At 68.8% G+C, this 19,385-nt stretch carries 22 protein-coding genes and 1 riboswitch; of the genes, 14 read left to right on the plus strand and 8 right to left on the minus strand.

The genetic code is table 11. The annotated features are described in order from the left end of the window. Positions 1-28 precede the first annotated feature (28 nt). Positions 29-1,387, plus strand: coding sequence for an NAD(P)/FAD-dependent oxidoreductase (locus AC3A6R_RS10720; protein ID WP_487862580.1), 1,359 nt, complete (start codon positions 29-31; stop codon positions 1,385-1,387). Here the strand turns inward: AC3A6R_RS10720 and AC3A6R_RS10725 are convergent. Together AC3A6R_RS10725 and panE are read right to left on the minus strand one after the other, a co-directional pair. Further along, positions 1,374-2,084 (minus strand): Asp/Glu/hydantoin racemase, encoded by a 711-nt coding sequence (locus AC3A6R_RS10725; RefSeq protein ID WP_487862581.1) that lies wholly within the window; start codon positions 2,082-2,084, stop codon positions 1,374-1,376. The two genes, AC3A6R_RS10720 and AC3A6R_RS10725, sit on opposite strands and share 14 nt — an antisense overlap. 38 nt (positions 2,085-2,122) lie before the next feature. Further along, on the minus strand, positions 2,123-3,058 hold the full coding sequence (panE, locus tag AC3A6R_RS10730; RefSeq protein ID WP_487862582.1) for a 2-dehydropantoate 2-reductase: 936 nt from the start codon (positions 3,056-3,058) through the stop codon (positions 2,123-2,125). 181 nt (positions 3,059-3,239) lie between these two features. Here panE and AC3A6R_RS10735 point away from each other — a divergent pair, with 181 nt between their 5' ends. Continuing rightward, positions 3,240-3,797, plus strand: a complete 558-nt coding sequence (locus AC3A6R_RS10735; protein ID WP_487862583.1) for an NADPH-dependent FMN reductase — start codon at positions 3,240-3,242, stop codon at positions 3,795-3,797. A 19-nt stretch (positions 3,798-3,816) separates the two neighbouring features. Here the strand turns inward: AC3A6R_RS10735 and AC3A6R_RS10740 are convergent, their stop codons facing one another. Further along, on the minus strand, positions 3,817-4,464 hold the full coding sequence (locus tag AC3A6R_RS10740) for an FMN-dependent NADH-azoreductase (RefSeq protein WP_487862584.1): 648 nt from the start codon (positions 4,462-4,464) through the stop codon (positions 3,817-3,819). Positions 4,465-4,598: 134 nt separating this feature from the next. Between AC3A6R_RS10740 and AC3A6R_RS10745 the strand changes: the two genes are divergently transcribed. The 6 genes from AC3A6R_RS10745 (at position 4,599) to AC3A6R_RS10770 (ending at position 10,132) form a co-directional block, all read left to right on the plus strand. Beyond that, complete coding sequence (locus AC3A6R_RS10745; RefSeq protein WP_487862585.1) at positions 4,599-5,513, plus strand: LysR family transcriptional regulator; 915 nt, start codon at positions 4,599-4,601, stop codon at positions 5,511-5,513. A gap of 195 nt (positions 5,514-5,708) precedes the next feature. After that, positions 5,709-6,725 (plus strand): sulfate ABC transporter substrate-binding protein, encoded by a 1,017-nt coding sequence (locus AC3A6R_RS10750; RefSeq protein ID WP_487862586.1) that lies wholly within the window; start codon positions 5,709-5,711, stop codon positions 6,723-6,725. Further along, the gene (gene cysT / locus AC3A6R_RS10755; RefSeq protein ID WP_487862587.1) at positions 6,726-7,613 is read left to right on the plus strand and encodes a sulfate ABC transporter permease subunit CysT; all 888 of its coding nucleotides are present in this window, start codon (positions 6,726-6,728) and stop codon (positions 7,611-7,613) included. It abuts the gene before it with no gap. A gap of 1 nt (position 7,614) precedes the next feature. Further along, positions 7,615-8,517, plus strand: coding sequence for a sulfate ABC transporter permease subunit CysW (gene cysW, locus AC3A6R_RS10760; RefSeq protein WP_487862588.1), 903 nt, complete (start codon positions 7,615-7,617; stop codon positions 8,515-8,517). 20 nt (positions 8,518-8,537) lie between these two features. Beyond that, positions 8,538-9,635, plus strand: coding sequence for a sulfate/molybdate ABC transporter ATP-binding protein (locus AC3A6R_RS10765; protein ID WP_487862589.1), 1,098 nt, complete (start codon positions 8,538-8,540; stop codon positions 9,633-9,635). Next, complete coding sequence (locus tag AC3A6R_RS10770; RefSeq protein ID WP_487862590.1) at positions 9,632-10,132, plus strand: disulfide bond formation protein B; 501 nt, start codon at positions 9,632-9,634, stop codon at positions 10,130-10,132. Before AC3A6R_RS10765 ends, AC3A6R_RS10770 begins: the two co-directional genes overlap by 4 nt. Before the next feature lie 3 nt (positions 10,133-10,135). Here AC3A6R_RS10770 and AC3A6R_RS10775 read toward each other — a convergent pair whose 3' ends face one another. From AC3A6R_RS10775 to AC3A6R_RS10795, 5 genes are all read right to left on the minus strand, one after another. Beyond that, a complete protein-coding gene (locus AC3A6R_RS10775; RefSeq protein ID WP_487862591.1) occupies positions 10,136-10,828 on the minus strand; it encodes a P-loop NTPase family protein in 693 nt (230 codons plus the stop codon). Positions 10,829-10,880: 52 nt separating this feature from the next. Further along, positions 10,881-11,306 (minus strand): universal stress protein, encoded by a 426-nt coding sequence (locus AC3A6R_RS10780; protein WP_487862592.1) that lies wholly within the window; start codon positions 11,304-11,306, stop codon positions 10,881-10,883. Positions 11,307-11,367: 61 nt separating this feature from the next. Further along, positions 11,368-12,189: a sulfite exporter TauE/SafE family protein gene (locus AC3A6R_RS10785; RefSeq protein ID WP_487862593.1), complete on the minus strand. Its 822-nt coding sequence runs from the start codon at positions 12,187-12,189 to the stop codon at positions 11,368-11,370. Positions 12,190-12,474: 285 nt separating this feature from the next. Beyond that, complete coding sequence (locus AC3A6R_RS10790; RefSeq protein WP_487862594.1) at positions 12,475-12,813, minus strand: cell division protein ZapA; 339 nt, start codon at positions 12,811-12,813, stop codon at positions 12,475-12,477. Further along, positions 12,810-13,034: a DUF904 domain-containing protein gene (locus tag AC3A6R_RS10795; RefSeq protein ID WP_487862595.1), complete on the minus strand. Its 225-nt coding sequence runs from the start codon at positions 13,032-13,034 to the stop codon at positions 12,810-12,812. Before AC3A6R_RS10795 ends, AC3A6R_RS10790 begins: the two co-directional genes overlap by 4 nt. A 37-nt stretch (positions 13,035-13,071) precedes the next feature. Next, positions 13,072-13,324: riboswitch (cobalamin riboswitch) on the plus strand. Positions 13,325-13,424: 100 nt separating this feature from the next. Here AC3A6R_RS10795 and AC3A6R_RS10800 point away from each other — a divergent pair. From AC3A6R_RS10800 to cobO, 6 genes are read left to right on the plus strand one after another with little or no spacing between them, the layout of a single operon-like run. After that, the gene (locus AC3A6R_RS10800) at positions 13,425-15,371 is read left to right on the plus strand and encodes a TonB-dependent receptor domain-containing protein (protein WP_487862596.1); all 1,947 of its coding nucleotides are present in this window, start codon (positions 13,425-13,427) and stop codon (positions 15,369-15,371) included. A 41-nt stretch (positions 15,372-15,412) separates the two neighbouring features. Beyond that, positions 15,413-15,994, plus strand: a complete 582-nt coding sequence (locus AC3A6R_RS10805) for a bifunctional adenosylcobinamide kinase/adenosylcobinamide-phosphate guanylyltransferase (protein WP_487864404.1) — start codon at positions 15,413-15,415, stop codon at positions 15,992-15,994. A gap of 11 nt (positions 15,995-16,005) precedes the next feature. Further along, positions 16,006-16,887 (plus strand): ABC transporter substrate-binding protein, encoded by an 882-nt coding sequence (locus tag AC3A6R_RS10810; protein WP_487864405.1) that lies wholly within the window; start codon positions 16,006-16,008, stop codon positions 16,885-16,887. A gap of 15 nt (positions 16,888-16,902) precedes the next feature. After that, positions 16,903-17,913, plus strand: a complete 1,011-nt coding sequence (locus tag AC3A6R_RS10815; RefSeq protein ID WP_487862661.1) for a FecCD family ABC transporter permease — start codon at positions 16,903-16,905, stop codon at positions 17,911-17,913. Continuing rightward, on the plus strand, positions 17,910-18,686 hold the full coding sequence (locus tag AC3A6R_RS10820; protein WP_487862599.1) for an ABC transporter ATP-binding protein: 777 nt from the start codon (positions 17,910-17,912) through the stop codon (positions 18,684-18,686). Before AC3A6R_RS10815 ends, AC3A6R_RS10820 begins: the two co-directional genes overlap by 4 nt. A 25-nt stretch (positions 18,687-18,711) precedes the next feature. Next, positions 18,712-19,281, plus strand: a complete 570-nt coding sequence (cobO, locus tag AC3A6R_RS10825) for a cob(I)yrinic acid a,c-diamide adenosyltransferase (RefSeq protein ID WP_487862600.1) — start codon at positions 18,712-18,714, stop codon at positions 19,279-19,281. Positions 19,282-19,385: the final 104 nt, after the last annotated feature.

Consider the following 19,385-nt stretch of genomic DNA (forward strand, 5'->3'; position numbering starts at 1 on the left):
GGTCCTTGACCACCTAGCCTGTCCTCGCATGTCCCAACCTCCAGCTTCCGCCCAGCTGCCCTCCGACCCTGCTGATTCCTGCGACGTTCTCGTCGTCGGCGGCGGCCCCGCCGGGTCCACGATTGCGGCGCTGCTTGCCCAGCAGGGCCGCCAGGTGGTGCTGATCGAAAAGGAGCATCACCCGCGCTTCCACATCGGCGAATCGCTGTTGCCCGCGAACGTCGAGCTGTTCGACAAGCTCGGCGTGCGCGACCAGGTCGAGAAGATCGGCATGCCGAAGTTCGGGATCGAGTTCGTGTCGCCCGACCACGAGCACCGCAGCTATGTGGACTTTGCCGAGGGCTGGGACAGGTCGCTCGACTCGGCCTGGCAGGTGCGGCGCTCGGAGCTGGACGAACTGCTGTTCCGCCATGCCGCGACGCGTGGCGCTGAAACCATCGAAGGCTGCAAAGTGCGCGACGTGGCTTTCGACGCCGAGGGCGCCACGGTCCAGGCCGTGATGGACGACGGCGCCAAGCGCAGCTGGCGTGCGCGCTTCGTGGTCGACGCGACGGGCCGCGACACGCTGCTGGCCAACAAATTCCGCTGCAAGGAAAAGAACCCCGACCACAACAGCACCGCGCTGTTCGGCCATTTCACCAACGCCGAGCGGCTCGAAGGCAAGAAGGAAGGCAACATCAGCATCTGCTGGTTCGCGCACGGATGGTTCTGGTTCATTCCGCTCGCCGACGGCACCACGAGTGTGGGCGCGGTCTGCTGGCCGTACTACCTGAAGACGCGCGACAAGCCGCTGAAGGATTTCTTCTACGACACCATCGCGCTGTGCCCGGTGCTCGCGGACCGGCTCAAGAACGCGAGGCTGGTGGACGACGCGGTGCACGCCACGGGGAACTTTTCGTATTCGAGCACGCACGCCACGGGCGATCGCTATCTGCTGCTCGGCGATGCCTTCACCTTCATCGACCCGATGTTCTCGTCGGGCGTGTACCTGGCGATGCACAGCGCCTTCGACGGCGCCGAACTGGTGGCGACGGCGCTCGACCGTCCCGCCGCGCTGGCCGCCGCGCGACGCGACTTCGAGACCATGATGCGCAAGGGCCCGCGCGAATACTCGTGGTTCATCTACCGCGTGACGAACCCCACGATCCGCGACATGTTCATGCATCCGGGCAACCCGTTCCGCGTGAAGGAGGCGCTGATGTCGCTGCTGGCCGGCGACATCTACCGCGGCACGCCGATCTGGCGCGCGCTCGGCATGTTCAAGGTCCTCTACTACTTCATCTCGATCACGCACATGCGCCGCACCTGGGACGGCTGGAAGCGGCACCGCCTCAACATCCGCGACATGGGCGCGCTCAGGGGCGAGACGATCCTCAAGGCAGATTGAGGGCGCCGCCGACCGGGTCGGCATCCCACGCCCGGTGCGCGGCGCGCAGCGTGGCCAGCGCATGCGCCACGCCGAGCCGCGGGCTGCTGAGCACCTCGATGCCGAGGTCGGCAAGTTCGTCGGCGACGGGCGCCATCGAGGCCTGGGCCAGCACCACGACGTCGGCTGCCGTGGCGGCGTCGCGGATCGCGTCGACCAGCACCTCGATGTAGCGCGCGGTGTCGCCGGCCTCGAAATGGGCCCATGCACCCGCGACCAGCAACGGGCTCGGCCGCACGCCCACGCCGGCCTGTGCGGCTGCCGACAGCACCAGCGCGCGGGTCGGTTCGAGCGTGCTCTCGAGCGCGGCGGCGACCAACACGCGCGGGCCCGCGCGCACCGCGCGGTCGGCCATCGCGCGGTCGATGCGCTGGGCCGCAAAGGCGCCGCCGGTGGCGGTTCTTTCGGCGATGTCGCCGAGGGTGGAACAGGTGCACACGACCACCGCCGCACCATCGGCAGCGGCGGCCTCGCGCATGGCGTCCTGCACCTTGGCGGGCAGGGCGGGGTGGTCGGTGCCGGCGGTACGGGCCTCGTGCAGCAGGTCTTCGCGCACCAGGTGCCCGGCCTCCACCTCGGGCGCGAGTTCGCGCACCAGGCGCTCGAAGCTCGGCACATGCACCTGCGCGGTGTGAAGGAATGCGATGCGGCCGGTCATCGGCGCTTGCGGTTGCGTTCGCGTGGGCGTTTCAGGCTTCAGGCGGACGCGTTCGCGCGGCGCGCTTCGTAGGCCTTGAGGTGGACGTAGGCGGTGCGCAGCACCGAGGGCGCAGACGAGGCGCCGGCAGGCGCCGCCCGGCCGAGCAGGTCGCCGACGATGTGGTCGGCTTCCACCGGCGCCCCGCGCACGATGTCCTTGTACATCGAGGCGGTCATCGGCGAACCGGCGGTGGTCAGCATGGCGCGGCCGCGCTCGATGGCGGCGGGGCGCGGCGCAAAGCCGTTGTGCGCCGCGATGGCGCAGCATTCATCGAAGATCGCGAGCGCCACGTCGCGGCCGCCCGCGGCCACGACGTCGCCGATGCTGGCGCGCATCAGACTCGTGAGGCCCGCGGCCGAGGCGATGAAGACCCACTTCTCCCACATGTCCTGCGAAATGTCCTCGCTCAGGCTGGCGTCGAAGCCGGCGCCGGCGAACTGGGCGGCGATCGCGTCGACCCGCGCCGAGCGCCCGCCCGCGCGCTCGCCGAAGCGCAGGCCGTGCAGGTCGTTCAGGTGCAGCACGCGGCCTTCGTCGTCGAGCGTGGCCGAGATCATGCAGAGGCCGCCAAGCACGCGCTCGCCGCCGAAGCGCTCGGCCAGCCGATCGACATGGCCCATCCCGTTCAGCAGCGGAAGGATCACGGTCTCGGTCCCGACCGCGGGCGCGAAGGAATCCATCGTCGCGTCGAGGTCGTAGGCCTTGCTGCCGACCACGATCACGTCGTAGGGCGCCTCGATGTCCTCGGCGAGTACATGCCGCGGCGAGGGGAGGTTCAGGTTGCCGAACGGGCTCTGCACCACCAGCCCGGTGCGGGCGATCTGCGCAGCGCGGCGGGGCCGCAGCAGGAAGGTGACGTCGCGGCCGGCCTCGAGCAGCCGTCCACCGAAATAGCCGCCGAGCGCGCCGGCGCCCACCATCAGAAATCTCATGCGATTCGCTCCAGCATCAAGGAATAGACCCGGGCCATGATGCCTTCGATCGCGCGTGCCTGCTGGGCGTGGCACAAAGCCAGCCCGGGCGAAGCGCTTTCATCGAAAAGGTCTTGGGGCTTCGCATAATCTTGCGGACCGGCCCTTTTCTTTTTATCCCCCCTTTCTAGGAGACTCATCCATGAGCCAGACCCGGATCGCTGTCGTCGTCGGCAGCCTGCGCAAGGATTCGTTCAACCAGAAGCTGGCGCTCGCGCTGGCACACCTGGCGCCCTCGGACTTCACCTTCGAGCATGTGCGCATCGACGACCTGCCGCTGTACAACCAGGACGACGACGGCAACCAGGCGCCTTCGGTGAGGCGGCTCAAGAGCGAGATCGCGGCGGCGCAGGGCCTGCTGTTCGTGACGCCCGAGTACAACCGCTCGTTCCCGGGGGTGCTGAAGAACGCGATCGACCACGCCTCGCGGCCCTACGGACAGAGCGCGTGGGGCGGCAAGCCGGCCGGCGTGCTCGGCGTGTCGGTGGGCGCCACCGGCACCGCGCTGGCGCAGCAGCACCTGCGCAACGTGTTGGCCTACCTCGACGCGCCCACGCTCGGTGCGCCCGAGGTGTTTCTGCAGGCCAAGGACGACCTGTTCGACGACCGCGGACACATCGGCAACGAAGGAACAAAGAAATTCCTGCAGGGCTGGATGGACAAGTACGTGGCCTGGGTCAAGGCCCACTCGGCGGCCTGAAGCCGCCGGGTGTCGTGGTTCAGGCCGCCTGGGCGACGTTCTTCTGGTTCGCGGCCTCGGCCGTGGCCGCGAGGATGTCGCTGCGCGCCGCGGCCAGCGCCGCAGCCTTGGGCGCATCGCCCATCGCCACGCCTTCGGCGCGCACGAAGCGCACGTCGGTGATGCCGAAGAAGCCGAAGATCACCTTGAGGTAGCTTTCCTGGTGCTCCGTGGCCTGGCCGCCCTCGGTGGTCGAGTAGACGCCGCCGCGGCTCGAGGCCACGATGACCGTCTTGCCGCCGGCCAGGCCTACGGGGCCGGTCTCGGTGTACTTGAAGGTGCGGCCGGGCTGGGCCAGGCGATCGATCCAGGCCTTGAGCTGGGTCGGGATCGAGAAGTTGTAGAGCGGCGCACCGATCACCACCACATCGGCGGCGAGAAACTGGCTCACCAGCTTTTCGGACAGGGCGTTCTCGCGCAGCTGGGCTTCGGTGGGCTGGGCCTGCATGCCGATCTTCGCGCCCAGCGCATCGGCGCCGAAGTGCGGCGGTGCGTCGGCGGCGAGATCGAGGTACTCGACCGTGGTATCAGGATGCGCGGCCTTCCAGGCGGCCACGGTCTCGGCCGTGAGCAAGCGCGAAACCGAACCGGCGGCCAGAACGCTGGCGTCGACGTGGAGCAACTTCATGATCAATCTTTCTTGTGTGTGAGGGGCCGGTGCTCGAAACGTGACCGGCGATGAGTAATTCTATTTTTGGTGCGAGTGGGTGATAAGTAGCCATTTTTTGACTACATCGTTCCAATTGCAGGACAATTCGACCCATGCAGGATCTCAACGACATGGTTTTCTTCGCCGAGGTGGCCGAGCGCGGCGGCTTTGCCGCGGCCAGCCGGGCGCTCGGCATTCCCAAATCGCGCCTGTCGCGCCGCGTGGCCGAGCTCGAAGCGCGGCTCGGCGTGCAGTTGATGCAGCGCAGTACGCGCCGGCTGTCGCTCACGCCGGCCGGCGAAATCTTTCTGCGCCATGCAGCCGCGGTGCGTGACGCGGCGCAGGCCGCGACCGAAGCGGTGGCGCAGGTGCACACCGAACCGTGCGGCACGGTCCGCCTGGCGTGCCCGATCACCATCGCCCACAGCGGGCTCGCGCAATTGCTGCCGCGCTTCATGGCGCTTTACCCAGCGGTGCGCGTCGACATGCGCGTGATGAACCGGCCAGTCGACCTGATCGAGGAGGGCATCGACATCGCGCTTCGCGTGCGCCCCGAGATCGAAGACAGCACCACGTTGGTCGCCAAGGTGCTGGGCACCAGCCGAGGCGTGCTGGTGGCCCGCCCCGACCTGCTGCAGCGGCTGGGGCCGGTCGCCTCGCCGGCCGACCTTGCGCGACTGCCGACCGCCGCCATGTCCGCCAACGGCGAAGGCCGCAGCGAATGGCGGCTCGAGGGCCCGAACGGCGAGAGCCACGTGCACCTGCACACGCCGCGCTACGTGGCGGACGACCTCGCCACGCTCCAGGCCGCGGCGCTCGAGGGCGTGGGTGCGGCGCTGCTGCCCGACTACATGTGCCGCGCCGACCTCGAGGCCGGCCGCCTCGCGCGGGTGCTGCCCGACTGGGGGCCGGCGCCCGTCATTGCGCACATCGTGTTCCCGGCGCGGCGGGCGATGGTGCCGGCGGTGCGCCGGCTGATCGACTTTCTGGTCGAGCACCTGAGCGGCGGGGCGACCACGATGTACTAGCCTTATGTTGAAAACGCCATAACCAAACAAGCAGATATTCGTTTGGGATCGACGCCGCCGTTCGCACAATCGCAGGCGCCACCAGGCACAAGGACACACAGACCAGATTGATTGCCGCACCCGTGCAAGCCGGGTCGCGGCGGGACTGCAGGCAGAATGCGGACCGCGACATTTCCAGAAGACCTTCGCAACACCATGAAATCCAGATTCAAGACCTTCACCGCCGTGCTCGTGCTGGCATCTTCCGCTCTCGGGGGGGGCAGCGCCCTGGCGCAGTCCAGTACGCTGCTCAACGCGTCGTACGACGTGGCGCGCGAGTTCTACAAGGACTACAACGCCGCCTTCGTGGCCCATTACAAGAAGACCACCGGCAAGGACGTGAAGATCGACCAGTCGCATGGCGGCTCGAGCGCACAGGCCCGCTCCGTGGCCGACGGCCTCGATGCCGACGTGGTCACCATGAACACCACCACCGACATCGACTTCCTCGCCAGCACGGGCGTGGTTGCGAAAGACTGGAACAAGAAGTTCCCCGAGAACGCCGCACCGACCACCTCGACCATGCTGCTGCTCGTGCGCAAGGGCAATCCCAAGGGCATCAAGGACTGGGACGACCTGGTCAAGCCGGGCGTCCAGGTGGTGGTCGTCAACCCGAAGACCGGCGGCAACGGCCGCTATGCGTACCTTGCGGCCTGGGGCTACATCAAGAAGAAGGGCGGCACCGACGCGCAGGCGGCGGAGTTCGTCGGCAAGCTGTTCAAGAACGTGCCGGTGCTGGCACGCGGCGGGCGCGACGCGACCACCGCCTTCCTGCAGCGCAACATCGGCGACGCGCTGATCACCTTCGAGTCGGAAGTGGTCTCCATCGACCGCGACTTCGGCACGGGCAAGGTCGACTCCGTCTATCCGTCGATCAGCATCGTGGCCGAGAACCCGGTTGCCATCGTCGAGCGCACGGTCAAGAAGAAGGGCACCGGCGAACTGGCCAAGGCCTACCTCGACTGGCTCTATTCCGAAGAGGCGCAGGAAATCGCGGCCAAGCATGCGCTGCGCCCGCGCTCGCAGGCGGTACTCAAGAAGCACGCCGCCACTTTCAAGCCGCTGCAGCTCTTCACGGTGCAGGAACTCTTCGGCAGCCTCGGCGAGGCGCAGAAGGTGCACTTCAACGACGGCGGCCAGTTCGACAAGCTCTACACCCCCGGCGGAAAGTAAATGAGCGGCGCTGTCTCTTCGGCGCTCCCGTCCGCGGGAGCGCCGCTTTCGCGTGGGAACAGGGCAGGGGCCAGCAAGCGCGTGCTGCCGGGCTTCCACATCACGCTCGGCTTCTCGATCTTCTATCTCTGCCTGATCGTGCTGATCCCGCTGTCGGCGCTGGTGTTCAAGACCTTCGCGCTGACCTGGGAGCAGTTCTGGGAGGCCGTGACCGCCCCGCGCGTGATGGCCTCGTACCGGCTGACCTTCGGCGCCTCGCTGCTCGCGGCCATGGTGAATGCCGTGTTCGGGCTGCTCGTGGCCTGGGTGCTGGTGCGCTACAAGTTTCCGGGCAAGCGCATCGTCGATGCGCTGGTCGACCTGCCTTTCGCGCTGCCGACGGCGGTGGCGGGCATTTCGCTCACCGCGCTGCTCGCGGGTAACGGCTGGATCGGGCAATGGCTCGAGCCGCACGGCATCAAGCTCGCCTTCACGCCGGCCGGCGTGGTGGTGGCACTGATCTTCATCGGGCTGCCGTTCGTGGTGCGCACGGTGCAGCCGGTGCTCGAAGACGCCGAGAAAGAGCTCGAAGAGGCCGCCACCTCGCTCGGCGCCACACGCCTGCAGACCTTCACCAAGGTGATCTTCCCCTCGATCGCGCCGGCGCTGCTCACCGGCTTTGCCATGGCCTTCGCGCGTGCGATCGGCGAATACGGCTCGGTGATCTTCATCGCGGGCAACATGCCGATGATCTCGGAGATCACGCCGCTGATCATCATCGGCAAGCTCGAGCAGTACGACTTCGCGGGCGCCACGGCGGTCGCGCTGGTGATGCTGGTCATTTCGTTCCTGCTGCTGCTCGTCATCAACGGCCTGCAAGCGTGGCAGCGCCACAGGGCGGGAGCCTGACATGGGAGCACCCTCCAAAGTCATCCGCCGCACGCAGGCCGGCACCACCGAATCCGCATGGGTGCGCTGGCTCTTGATCGGCATCGCGCTGGCGTTCATGTTCCTGTTCCTGGTGCTGCCGCTCGCCGCGGTGGCGACCGAGGCGCTGCGCAAGGGCGTCGACGCCTACGTCGAGGCGCTGAAGGAGCCCGACGCCTGGAGCGCGATCCGCCTGACGCTGATCGTCGCCGCCATCTCGGTGCCGATGAACCTCGTGTTCGGCGTGGCCGCCGCCTGGGCCATCGCCAAGTTCGAGTTCCGCGGCAAGGCCTTCCTGACCACGCTGGTCGACCTGCCTTTCGCGGTGTCGCCGGTGGTCGCGGGCCTGATCTACGTGCTGGTGTTCGGCGCGCAGGGCTGGTTCGGGCCCTGGCTGGCCGAGCACGACATCAAGATCATCTTCGCGGTGCCCGGCATCGTGCTGGCGACCGTGTTCGTGACCTTTCCTTTCATCGCGCGCGAACTCATCCCGTTGATGCAGGCGCAGGGCACCGACGAGGAGCAGGCGGCCATCGTGCTCGGCGCGACCGGCTGGCAGACCTTCTGGCGTGTGACGCTGCCCAACATCAAGTGGGGCCTGCTGTACGGCGTGATCCTGTGCAACGCGCGCGCCATGGGCGAGTTCGGCGCGGTGTCGGTGGTGTCGGGTCACATTCGCGGCCAGACCAACACCATGCCGCTGCACGTCGAAGTGCTCTACAACGAATACCAGTCGGTCGCGGCCTTTGCCGTCGCTTCGCTGCTGGCGATCCTCGCGCTGGTCACGCTCGTGATCAAGACCGTGATCGAGTGGCGCCACGAGCGCGAGATGAAGGCCATCGCCGAGCTGCCGCCCGAGCGGCCTGCCGGCGCCACGGCGGCCTGAGTGAGAAGGAACAACAAGACATGAGCATCGAAATCCGCAACATCAGCAAGCAGTTCGGCGACTTCCGCGCGCTGGCCGACGTCAACCTCGACGTGGGCTCGGGCGAACTGGTCGCACTGCTCGGCCCCTCGGGCTGCGGCAAGACCACGCTGCTGCGCATCATCGCGGGGCTGGAGACGGCCGACACCGGCAGCATCCTGTTCGCGGGCGAGGACACCACCGACGTGCACGTGCGCGAGCGGCAGGTGGGCTTCGTGTTCCAGCACTACGCGCTGTTCCGCCACATGACAGTGTTCGAGAACGTGGCCTTCGGCCTGCGCGTGAAGCCGCGCCGCGAGCGCCCGAGCGAGGCGCAGATCAAGGCCAAGGTGACCGACCTGCTCAAGCTGGTGCAGCTCGACTGGCTGGCCGACCGCTACCCGTCGCAACTCTCGGGCGGGCAGCGCCAGCGCATCGCCCTGGCGCGCGCGCTGGCGGTCGAGCCCAAGGTGCTGCTGCTCGACGAGCCCTTCGGCGCGCTCGACGCCAAGGTGCGCAAGGAACTGCGCCGCTGGCTGCGTCGGCTGCACGACGAGCTGCACGTGACCTCGATCTTCGTCACGCACGACCAGGAAGAGGCGCTCGAGGTGGCCGACCGCGTGGTCGTCATCAACAAGGGCCGCATCGAGCAGGTCGGCTCGCCGCAGGAGGTGTGGGACCAGCCCGCGAGCCCGTTCGTCTACGGCTTCCTCGGCGACGTGAACCTGTTCCATGGCCGGGCCGATGCCGGCACGGTGCAGCTCGACGGCATGCGCCTCGATTCGCCCGAACACAGCGGCGCGCGCGGCGCCAAAGCCATGGCCTATGTGCGGCCGCACGACCTGAGCGTGGAGCGCTACACCGCCGGCGCGACCGGCATCGTGGCCACGCTGTCGCGCGCCATCGTGGTCGGGCCGATCGCACGGCTGGAACTTGAGCCCACCGAAACGAATCCAGATAATCCGGGCTCCGGAACCATCATCGAGGCGCAAATCCCTGCGCAACAGTTCCGCGACCTGGGCTTGAACGAGGGCGACACCGTGGTCGCCACGCCGCGCAAGGCCAGGGTGTTCGTCGAAGAAGATTGGGTTTCCCCTTGATCGCTTGGTATTTCGGCGCGCCGCGCCGCGCGCTTGCCCTGATCTGCCTCGCCTGCGTGCTGATGCTCGCATTCGGGCTCTACCTGCAGCATGTCGTGGGGCTCGAGCCCTGTCCCATGTGCATCGTGCAGCGCTATGCGCTGATGCTGGTGGCGATCTTCTCGGGTCTGGCGGCGCTGTTCCGCCAGCGCGGCCTGCAGCGCGCGGGTACGGCGCTGGCGCTGGTCTCGGCCATCGGCGGGGCCTACACCGCGGCCGCGCAGAGCTGGCTGCAGTGGTATCCGCCCGAGGTCGTTTCCTGCGGTCGCGACCTGTACGGAATGATCGAGACCTTCCCGCTCAAGCGCGCGCTGCCGATGATCTTCCGCGGTGGCGGCGACTGCTCGAAGATCGACTGGTCGCTGTTCGGCCTGACGCTCGCGAACTGGTCGTTCGTGGCCTTCGCGGTGCTCTCGGTGCTGCTGCTGGTGCTGCTGTTTCGCCGCCCGAGGGGCTGATTGCTAGAGAGGCAGCGTGTCGAAGGCTGCGTAAGCGGTCGCGAGCCACGACTTGACGCGCTGGCGCTCCAGCAGGCCGAGTGCCTGCGGGCTTTCGCGGTCGTTCACCGCCTTCCAGAAGCTGGTGCTCTGCGCATCGATCTTGCGCATGCTGGCCTCGTGCAGGCGCGGCAGTGCGATCACGCGCGCGCCGGCGGCCGTGGCTTTCGAGAGCGACTGCGACGCGAGCAGCATGCCGAAGTCGCTGCCGCGGCCGTAGTTCTGCACCACGATGTAGTTGGGCCGCTTGCCGAAGGTGTCGATCAGCGTGCCGAGCAGGTCGCTCGAATCCTTGCCATCGTCGAGCACGTGCCAGAAGTTGACGGCCACGCCGAGCTCGTCGAACACGTCGAACAGGTCCGACTCCTTGATCCACCGCGCGAGCGGCGCAAGCGTCTGCGCCGCGAGGTCGACGATCACGCTTTGCTGCGGGTTGGTCTCGAAGCCGTTGACCACGGTGTCGAGCCCTTCGAAGCTGTCGACCACGACGGGCGAGGCAAAGCCTTCGTAGAAGCGCGTGAACGAGCTGTGCGAGCGGTCGGTGTCGAAGCCGGTGAAGGGCCGGCTGTGGTCGATGAAGTACTGCGCCAGCACGCGCGCGGTGACCGACTTGCCGACCCCGCCTTTCTCGCCGCCAATGAAGTTGATGGAAGCCATGGTTGATCCGGTCGTTGGGGAAGCCTCCCCACTGTAACCGGGCAGCCTGCTGCTACTGCACCAGCAGCACCGAGGTGTCGGTTTCCGAGATCACCTTGGTGGCGACCGAGCCCATCAGCGCGCGGCCGAGGATGCCGTGGCCATGGGTGCCGAGCACGATGAGCTGTGCCTTCGACGCGGTGGCGGCCTTGAGGATCTCCTCGGCAGCATGGCCGTGGCGCTTGTCGACCGTATAGCTGCTCACGCCTTCCTTGGCGAGCAGGGCGACGACCGGATCGAGCACCTTGGTGCTCTCCTCGGTGTAGTACTCGTCGAGCACTTCCTTGCTGAGGTGGCGCGTGACATGGCCCGAGATGCCGGTGACCACGTGGACCACGACGAGCTCGTGGCCGTCCACGAACATCGACCGGTTGGCCAGCAGGTAGTTGAGGGCCTTCTGGGTGTACGGGCTGCCGTCGACTGCGATAAGGATTTTCATCCGGCCGTTATACGGCCCGGCCCCGCGCACCGCAACCGATCAACCCGGCATCGGAAGGGCTTTAGCCCGTCAGCCCCTTCCAGAGCATGTAGGCAGCGAGCACGTACAGGATGCTCGCGAACACGCGTTTGAGCTTCTTGACCGGTAGGCTGTGCGCCGCCTTGGCGCCGAGCGGCGCCGTGAGCACGCTGGCCAGTGCGATCACCGCGAGCGCCGGCAGCCAGATGTAGCCGAACGAGCCGGCCGGCAGCCCCTGGACCGATTGCCCACTGATGACGTAGCCCGCCACGTTGGCCACCGCGATCGGAAAGCCGAGCGCGGCGCTGGTGGCCACGGCGTTGTGGATCGAGATGTTGCACCAGGTCATGAACGGCACGCTGACGAAGCCGCCGCCCGCGCCGACCAGGCCCGAGATGAAGCCGATCGCGCCGCCCGCCGACAGCTGCCCTGCGGTGCCGGGCATCTGGCGCGTGGGCTTGGGCTTGCGGTCGAGGAACATCTGCGTGGCCGAGAAGCCCACGAACAGCGCGAACACGATCGCGAGCACCGTGCCCTTGAGCAGCGCGAACACGCCCATGCTGCCGATCAGGCTGCCGATGATGATGCCGGGCGCGAGGCGCCGCACGATGTCCCAGCGCACCGCGCCGCGCTTGTGGTGCGCGCGCACGCTCGAGATCGAGGTGAAGATGATCGTGGCCATCGAGGTGGCGATCGCCATCTTCACGGCCAGATCACCCGGTACGCCGCGGTGCCCCACGATGATCGTGATGAACGGCACCATGAGCATCCCGCCGCCGATGCCGAGCAGGCCTGCAAGGAAACCGGTGCCAAGGCCGAGTGCGGCCAGTTCGGCGATCAGGATGGGGTCGAGCAGGGAATTCACGCGCAGCAGAGCCTCGAGAAAAAGCAACGGCCCCGTGCAGTGAATGCAGGGGCCGCAAGAACGAAAAAAAGGTGTCTGCGAGTGGGCGCCGAACCCGCATCCTGAACCAGGGTTCAGGTGGGCGAGGGCAGCAAGACTTCGGGTTCATCTGACGCGAGATGATCACACCCGTCGAGCGATGTACCAAGCCCGGCTCCGGAGAGCATTGGAACAAGGAAATATTAAGCCCGACGCGCACCGCAGACAGTGCCGATTTTACGCCCGGCTGGCGCCGGGTGCCTGCACTCAGAGTAAATGGTCATCGCCCGCGAGGGCTTGATCGAGTTTCTGAATGATCTGGGCGGCCTTGGCATCGGTTTCGACGTCGCTCGAAACAGCTGCGGACGGTTCGTCCATGGCGGCAGGCGCGGCCGCCGCAGCGACCTGCTGCGAGGCCAGGTCGAAAGCCAGGTTCAGCGAGGCCAGCACCGCGATGCGGTCGCGCGCCTTGACCTTGCCTGCATCGCGGATCTTGCACATGGCCGCATCGACGCGCTCGACGGCGTCGCGCAGCTGCGCCTCGCCGTCTTCGGGACAGCCGAGCAGATAGCTCTGGCCCATGATCTGAACTTCGATCTGCTTCATGCGGAGGAATCTTCGGGGGGTGGTTCGACGGGCAGCCGCTCGAGCAGGGCGTCGAGCCGCGTGCGGGCCGCGGCGAGCCGCGACTTCAGGGCGTCACGCTCGCGCGTGAGTGCCTCGAGCTGCTCCTGCAGCAGCGCATTGGTGCGCTGCACCTCTTCATGACGCACGAGCAGGCGGTCCACACGCTCGGCGATCTGGTCGATGGGGCTGGAGGCGGGCATGGTTGGCGATGATAGCGTTAACCAAGCTGGAGCCTGCCCTAGAATCCCGCTTGTTGGTGCCTGCGGCTTGGTTCACGCGCCGCGGTTCAACGGGAAGCAGGAGTGGAGGCCCTTTTTCGGAAACGAAGACCGGGCCGAAGCCGCCTGCGCTGCCCCCGCAACGGTCAAGCAGTCGACGCCTCGCGCGTCAACCCCATCCATCCAGCCACTGGGCGCCCTGAAACAGGTGCCTGGGAAGGCGGTGGGGTCGCACTGCCAGCCCGGATACCGGCCAACGAGGCGGCTGCCGCATGGACCCGACGATCTTCGAAGGGTGCGTGCAGCAGCCATTGCGCCCAACCGCCGGCGGGGAAGCCGGCGACGGGCATCAGACGTTCGTTCGTTTCATCCATGACTTCCTGCCTTCCAGTATCCATTGGCCGTGCGCCTGCGCGCCGCCTTCGCCTTGCCTGCCTTCCGCTCGCACTCGTATCCACTTTCGGCGGCACCGCGCTGCTGCAGCTGCCTCTTGCCGCGCATGCCCAGCCGGAGCTTGTCGCCTCGCTCGGCGAGACGGTGGTCACGGCCAACCGCACGCCGCAGCGGCTTTCCGATCTTGTGGGCGACGTGTCGGTCGTCGACCGCGAGACCATCGAACGCAGCGGCGCCACCGGTGTGGCCGACGTGCTCGCACGCCTGCCCGGCATCGAGATTTCGCGCAGCGGCGGCGTGGCCAACACCACGAGTCTGTTCATCCGCGGCGCCGAGACGCGCTTCACGGCGGTGTACATCGACGGCGTGCGCGTCGATTCGCAATCGACCGGTGGCGCCGCCTGGGAAAGCATTCCGCTGGCGCAGATCGATCGCATCGAGGTGCTGCGCGGGCCTGCCGCTGCGGTGTACGGTTCGGACGCAGTGGGCGGCGTGATCCAGCTCTTCACGCGGCGCGGCGAAGAGGGCGTGGCGCCCTACGCGGGCATCGGCTTCGGCAGCCACGGCCTGCGCCGGGCCGAGGCAGGCGTGAGCGGCAAGTCGGGAGCCTTCGACTACTCGCTCGGCGTGTCGCACGAAGAAAGCAAGGGCTTCAACGTGCTCCCGATGGACAAGCGCACACCCTCGCGCGACGGCTTCACCAGCCCCGACCGCGACGGCTACCGCACCAGTGCCGGCAACCTGCGCCTGGGCTATGAATTGGCGCCCGGCCAGCGGCTCGAGGCCACGCTGCTCTACAGCGACAGCGACGCCGGCTACGACGCGCCCGTCAGCTTCAGGACCCGGCCACCGATCCGCTTCAAAGACGACGTGTCGAGCAGCACGCTGCAGACCGCGGGCCTTTCGTGGTCGGCCCGCTGGAACGACATCTACAGCACGCGCGTGCAGGTGACCGATTCGCAGTCGGTCTACCGCACGCAGCCATCGTTCTACGGCACCGACACCCGGCTGCGCGGCTACCTGTTCCAGAACGAGTTCCGCTTCGGCGCGCACCTCGTGACCGCGACGCTCGAACGCCGCGAGGATGTGCTCGAGAACGCGCCCACCACCAGCAGCGGCCTGTTCTCGCGCGACCGCTCGCAGGATGCGGTGTCGCTCGGCTACGGTTTCGTGCAGGGCCCGCATTCGCTGCAGCTGCACGTGCGGCACGACAACGACAGCGAGTTCGGCGGCAAGACCACCGGCAGCGCGGCCTACGGCTATGCCATCACGCCGAAGCTGCGCGCCACGGTGTCGGCCGGCACGGCGTTCCGCGCGCCGACGCTGTACCAGCGCTTCAGCGAGTACGGCAACGCGGCGCTCAAGCCCGAGTCGGCCCGCAACGTCGAACTGGGCCTGCAGTACACCGACGGCGACACGCACGCGGGCATCGTGGTCTACCAGAACCGGGTCAGCAACCTGATCGTCTTCGACGGCACGGCAACCGGCTGCAGTTCGGACTTCGGCTGCTATGCGAGCACTGCGCGCGCGCGCTACCGCGGCGTGACGCTCTCGGGCGGCCACCGCATCGGCGACGTCACGCTGCGCGCCTCGGCCGACTTCCAGGACCCGCGCGACCTCGACACCGACAACCTGCTCGCACGCCGCGCGCGCCGCCACGCCACCCTGGGCGCCGACTGGCGCGTCGGCGGCTGGACACTGGGCGCCGAGGTACAGGCGTCGAGCAAGCGCTTCGACGACGCGGCCAACACCCGCGAGCTCCGCGGCTACGCCGTGCTGAACCTCGTGGCCAGCACGCAGCTCACGCGCGACATCGGTCTGGTCGCACGCATCGACAATGCGGGCGACAAGGACTACATGCTCGCGCGCGGCTATGCCACGGGCGGGCGCAACGCCTACCTCGGCCTCAAGTGGACGCCGCGGTAGGCGCGCCAAAGCCAAGCACGCCAAGCACGCCACACCGCGACATGCCCATGACCTTTCGGCACGAATTCATCCTGGGCGGCCAGAAGAGCGGCAAGTCGCGGCGCGCCGAGCAGCGCGCCATCGACTGGCTGGCCGAGGCCCCCGCGGTGCGGCACGCCGTGCTGATCGCGACCGCGCAGGCCCACGACGACGAGATGCGCGTGCGCATCGCGCGCCACCAGGCCGACCGCGCCGCACGCGTGCCGGCCATGGCCGCGGTGGAGGAGCCGGTCGAGCTGGCCCGTGCGATCGTCAGCCACAGTACGGCCGACACGCTGGTGGTGGTCGACTGCCTTACGCTCTGGCTCACCAACCTGCTGATGCCGCTGCGCTCGGCACAGGCGCGGCCCGTCACGCGCACGCCCGCACTGCATGCCGGCATGCTGCTCGCGGCGCTGCGCGACGCGCGCGGGCCGGTGGTGCTGGTCGGCAACGAGATCGGCCTGGGCGTGATCCCGCTCGGCGGCGAGACCCGGGCCTTCGTCGATGCGCTCGGCCGACTCAACCAGGACGTGGCCGCCGCCTGCGGGCGCGTCACGCTGATGGCCGCGGGCCTGCCGCTGACACTGAAGGCCCCTGCATGAAGACAAAGAAGATGAACACGAAACCGAGGCCGCGGCGGTGGCGCGCATTCCCGCTCGCGGCCGTGCTCGGCCTGGCCGCGCTGTGCGCGCAGGCGCTCGAAGTGACCGACGAGCGCGGCGTGAAGGTGAACCTGCCGCAGCCGCCGCAGCGCATCGTCTCGCTGCTGCCCTCGTTGACCGAAGGCGTCTGCGCACTGGGCGCATGTTCGCGCCTGGTTGGCGTCGACAACTACTCCAACTCGCCGGCCGCGGTGCGTGGCCTGCCGCAACTCGGCGGCGGGCTCGACCCGAACGTCGAGGCGATCGTCGCCCTGCGCCCCGATGCCGTGCTGCTCGCGAAATCGTCGCGCGTGACGCAACGGCTCGAGGCCCTGGGCCTCAAGGTGCTGGTGCTCGAACCCCAGCGCCATGCCGACGTGCAGCGCGTGCTCGGCACGCTCGACCAGGTGCTCGGCACGCGCGAAGCGCCGGCGGTCTGGCGCGCGATCGACGCCAGCGTGTCGGCCGCGGCGCAATCGGTGCCGGCGGCGGCGCGAGGCCTGCGCGTGTATTTCGAAGTCAACAACGCGCCCTATGCGGCCGGCGAATCCTCGTTCATCGGCGAAACCCTGTCGCGGCTCGGCGCGCGCAACATCGTGCCCGCCGCGCTCGGGCCCTTTCCCAAGCTCAACCCCGAATACGTGGTGCGCGCCGATCCCGACCTGATCATGGTCAGCATGCGCAGCGCCCAGGGCCTCGAGCAACGCCCGGGCTGGAGCGGCATCCGCGCGGTGCGCGAAGGCCGCATCTGCCGCTTCGACCCCGCGCAGTCCGACATCCTCGTGCGCCCGGGGCCGCGCATGGACGAGGCCGCGCGGCTGATGGCGCGTTGCCTCGCCGAGAAGGGCAGCTGAATGGGCGAGGGCGCCATGCACCTGCGGCACCAGCGCCGCGTCCGGTGGATCGGCATCGTGCTGGTCGGCCTCGGTGGCCTGTTCGCGGTGCTGGGCCTCGGCATCGGCAGCACCGGGTTCGAGAGCCTGCTGGCGGCCGGGCGCGATCCGGTGGCGCTGCAGATCATCTGGGACATCCGGCTGCCGCGCACGCTCGGCGCCTGGCTCGCTGGCGCGCTGCTCGGGCTGGCGGGCGCGGTGGCGCAGGGGCTGTTTCGCAACCCGCTGGCCGATCCCTACCTGCTCGGCAGTGCGTCGGGCGCGTCGTTCGGCGTGGCGGTGGCGCTGATGCTCTTCGGCGGCTCGGCCGCGAGCGCGCAATGGGCGCTGCGCCTCGGGCTCACCGGCGCGGCCTTCCTCGGCGCGGTCTGCGCCGTGATGCTCACGCTCACGCTGGCGCGCGGCGTGCAGCAGACGCTCAGGTTGCTGCTGGCCGGCGTGATCGTCGGCGTGGTGCTCGGCGCGGCCAAAGACCTGATCACCATTGCCTCGGCCGACGTGCTGCAGGCGCTGCAGGGCTTCGTGCTCGGCAGTACCGGCCTGGTCGGCTGGAGCGCGTGCGCGGTGATGGCGGTCGTCGGCGCCGCATGCCTGCTGCTGGCCTGGGCGCTCGCGCCGGTGCTCGACGGGCTCGCGCTCGGCGAAGCCACGGCACGCAGCCTGGGCCTTCCGCTCGGCGGCATGCGCGCCGCGCTGGTGGTGGTGCTCGCGCTGGCCACCGGCGCGGCCGTGGCGCAGACCGGCCTGATCGCGTTCGTGGGGCTGGCCTCGCCGCACCTCGTGCGCTCGGTCGTCAAGACCACGCATGCGCGGCTGATCGTGCTCTCCGCGCTGATGGGCGGGCTGCTGCTGATGGCGGCCGACCTGCTGGCGCGCTGGCTGATCGCACCGCAGGAGCTTCCCGTGGGCGTGCTCACCGCGGTGCTCGGCGGCAGCTACCTGCTGTGGCTCATGCACCGGCGCGGCCTGCGCGGAGGCATGGCGTGAACGCGCCGGTGCTCGAGGCACGCGGCGTGCGCGCCCGGCTCGGCAACGCCGAAGTGCTGCATGGCATCGACCTGGCGATCGGCCGCGCACGCTGGACCAGCGTGGTCGGCCCGAACGGCGCCGGCAAGTCGACGCTGCTGCGGGTGCTTGCGGGCCTGCTCGCGCATGGCGGCGAGGTGCTGCTCTTCGGCGAACTGGCGGCCAAGCTGCCGCACCGCCTGCGTGCGCAGCGGGTCTCCTGGCTCGGCCAGAGCGGTGCCGCGGGCGAGGGCAGCGCCGACGACCTGATGGTCTACGACATCGCGATGCTCGGCCGCCTGCCGCACCAACGCTGGCTGGCCGCACCGAGCGACGCCGACCGCCAGGCCGTGGAGCGCGCGCTGCGCAGCACCCAGGCCTGGGACTGGCGCGACCGCCCGCTCGGCCAGCTGTCGGGCGGCGAGCGCCAGCGCGTGCTGCTCGCGCGCGCGCTCGCTGTCGAGGCCGAGCTGCTGCTGATGGACGAGCCGCTCGCCAACCTCGATCCGCCGCACCAGGCCGACTGGATGCAGGCCGTGCGCGCGCTGGTCGCCGAGGGCCGAACGGTCGTCAGCGTGCTGCACGAACTGCCCATGGCGCTGGCGGCTGACGCGCTCGTCGTCATGGACCAGGGCCGCGTGGTGCACCACGGCGCCAGCGGCGACCCGGCGACGCGCGCCGCGCTCGAACAGGTGTTCGACCACCGCATCCGCGTCCACCGCGTGGCGGACCAGTGGATCGCGCTGCCCAACTGACCCCCCAACCAACACAAGCCGCACCATGCAAATCGAAACGCCTCCCACCGACAAGCCCTACGACAAGCCCGAAGGCGAGCGCCGCGGCATCGTCATCGTCAACACCGGCGACGGCAAGGGCAAGAGCACCGCGGCCTTCGGGCTGGCGCTGCGTGCCCACGGCCGTGGCAAGGCGGTGAAGATCTACCAGTTCATGAAGGTGCCCTCGGCGCGCTTCGGCGAGCACCGCATGTTCGAGCAGATCGGCATCCCGATCGAAGGCCTCGGCGACGGCTTCAGCTGGAAGAGCCAGGACCTCGAGCGCTCGGCGCAGCTCGCGCGCGACGGCTGGGAGAAGGCGAGGGCGGCGATCCTCTCGGGCGAGCACTTCATGGTCGTGCTCGACGAGATCACCTATCCGCTGATCTACGGCTGGCTGCCGCTCGAGGGCGTGCTCGACACGCTGCGCACACGGCCCACGCATGTGCACGTGGTGCTCACCGGCCGGCGCTGCCCGCCGGAGATCGTCGAGCTGGCCGACACCGTGACCGACATGACGATGGTGAAGCATGCGTTCAAGGCCGGCATTCCGGCGCAGCGCGGCATCGAAGACTAGTCATGACGACGCCCCCCGAAGCGCCTGCGGCGCCTCCCCCCACTGGGGGGCGCACCCAGCGGCCCGGCAAAGCCGGTTCCGCGGGTGCTCGCGGTTCTGCCGCG

The organism is Variovorax sp. Soil_C_19 (genome assembly GCF_057657255.1).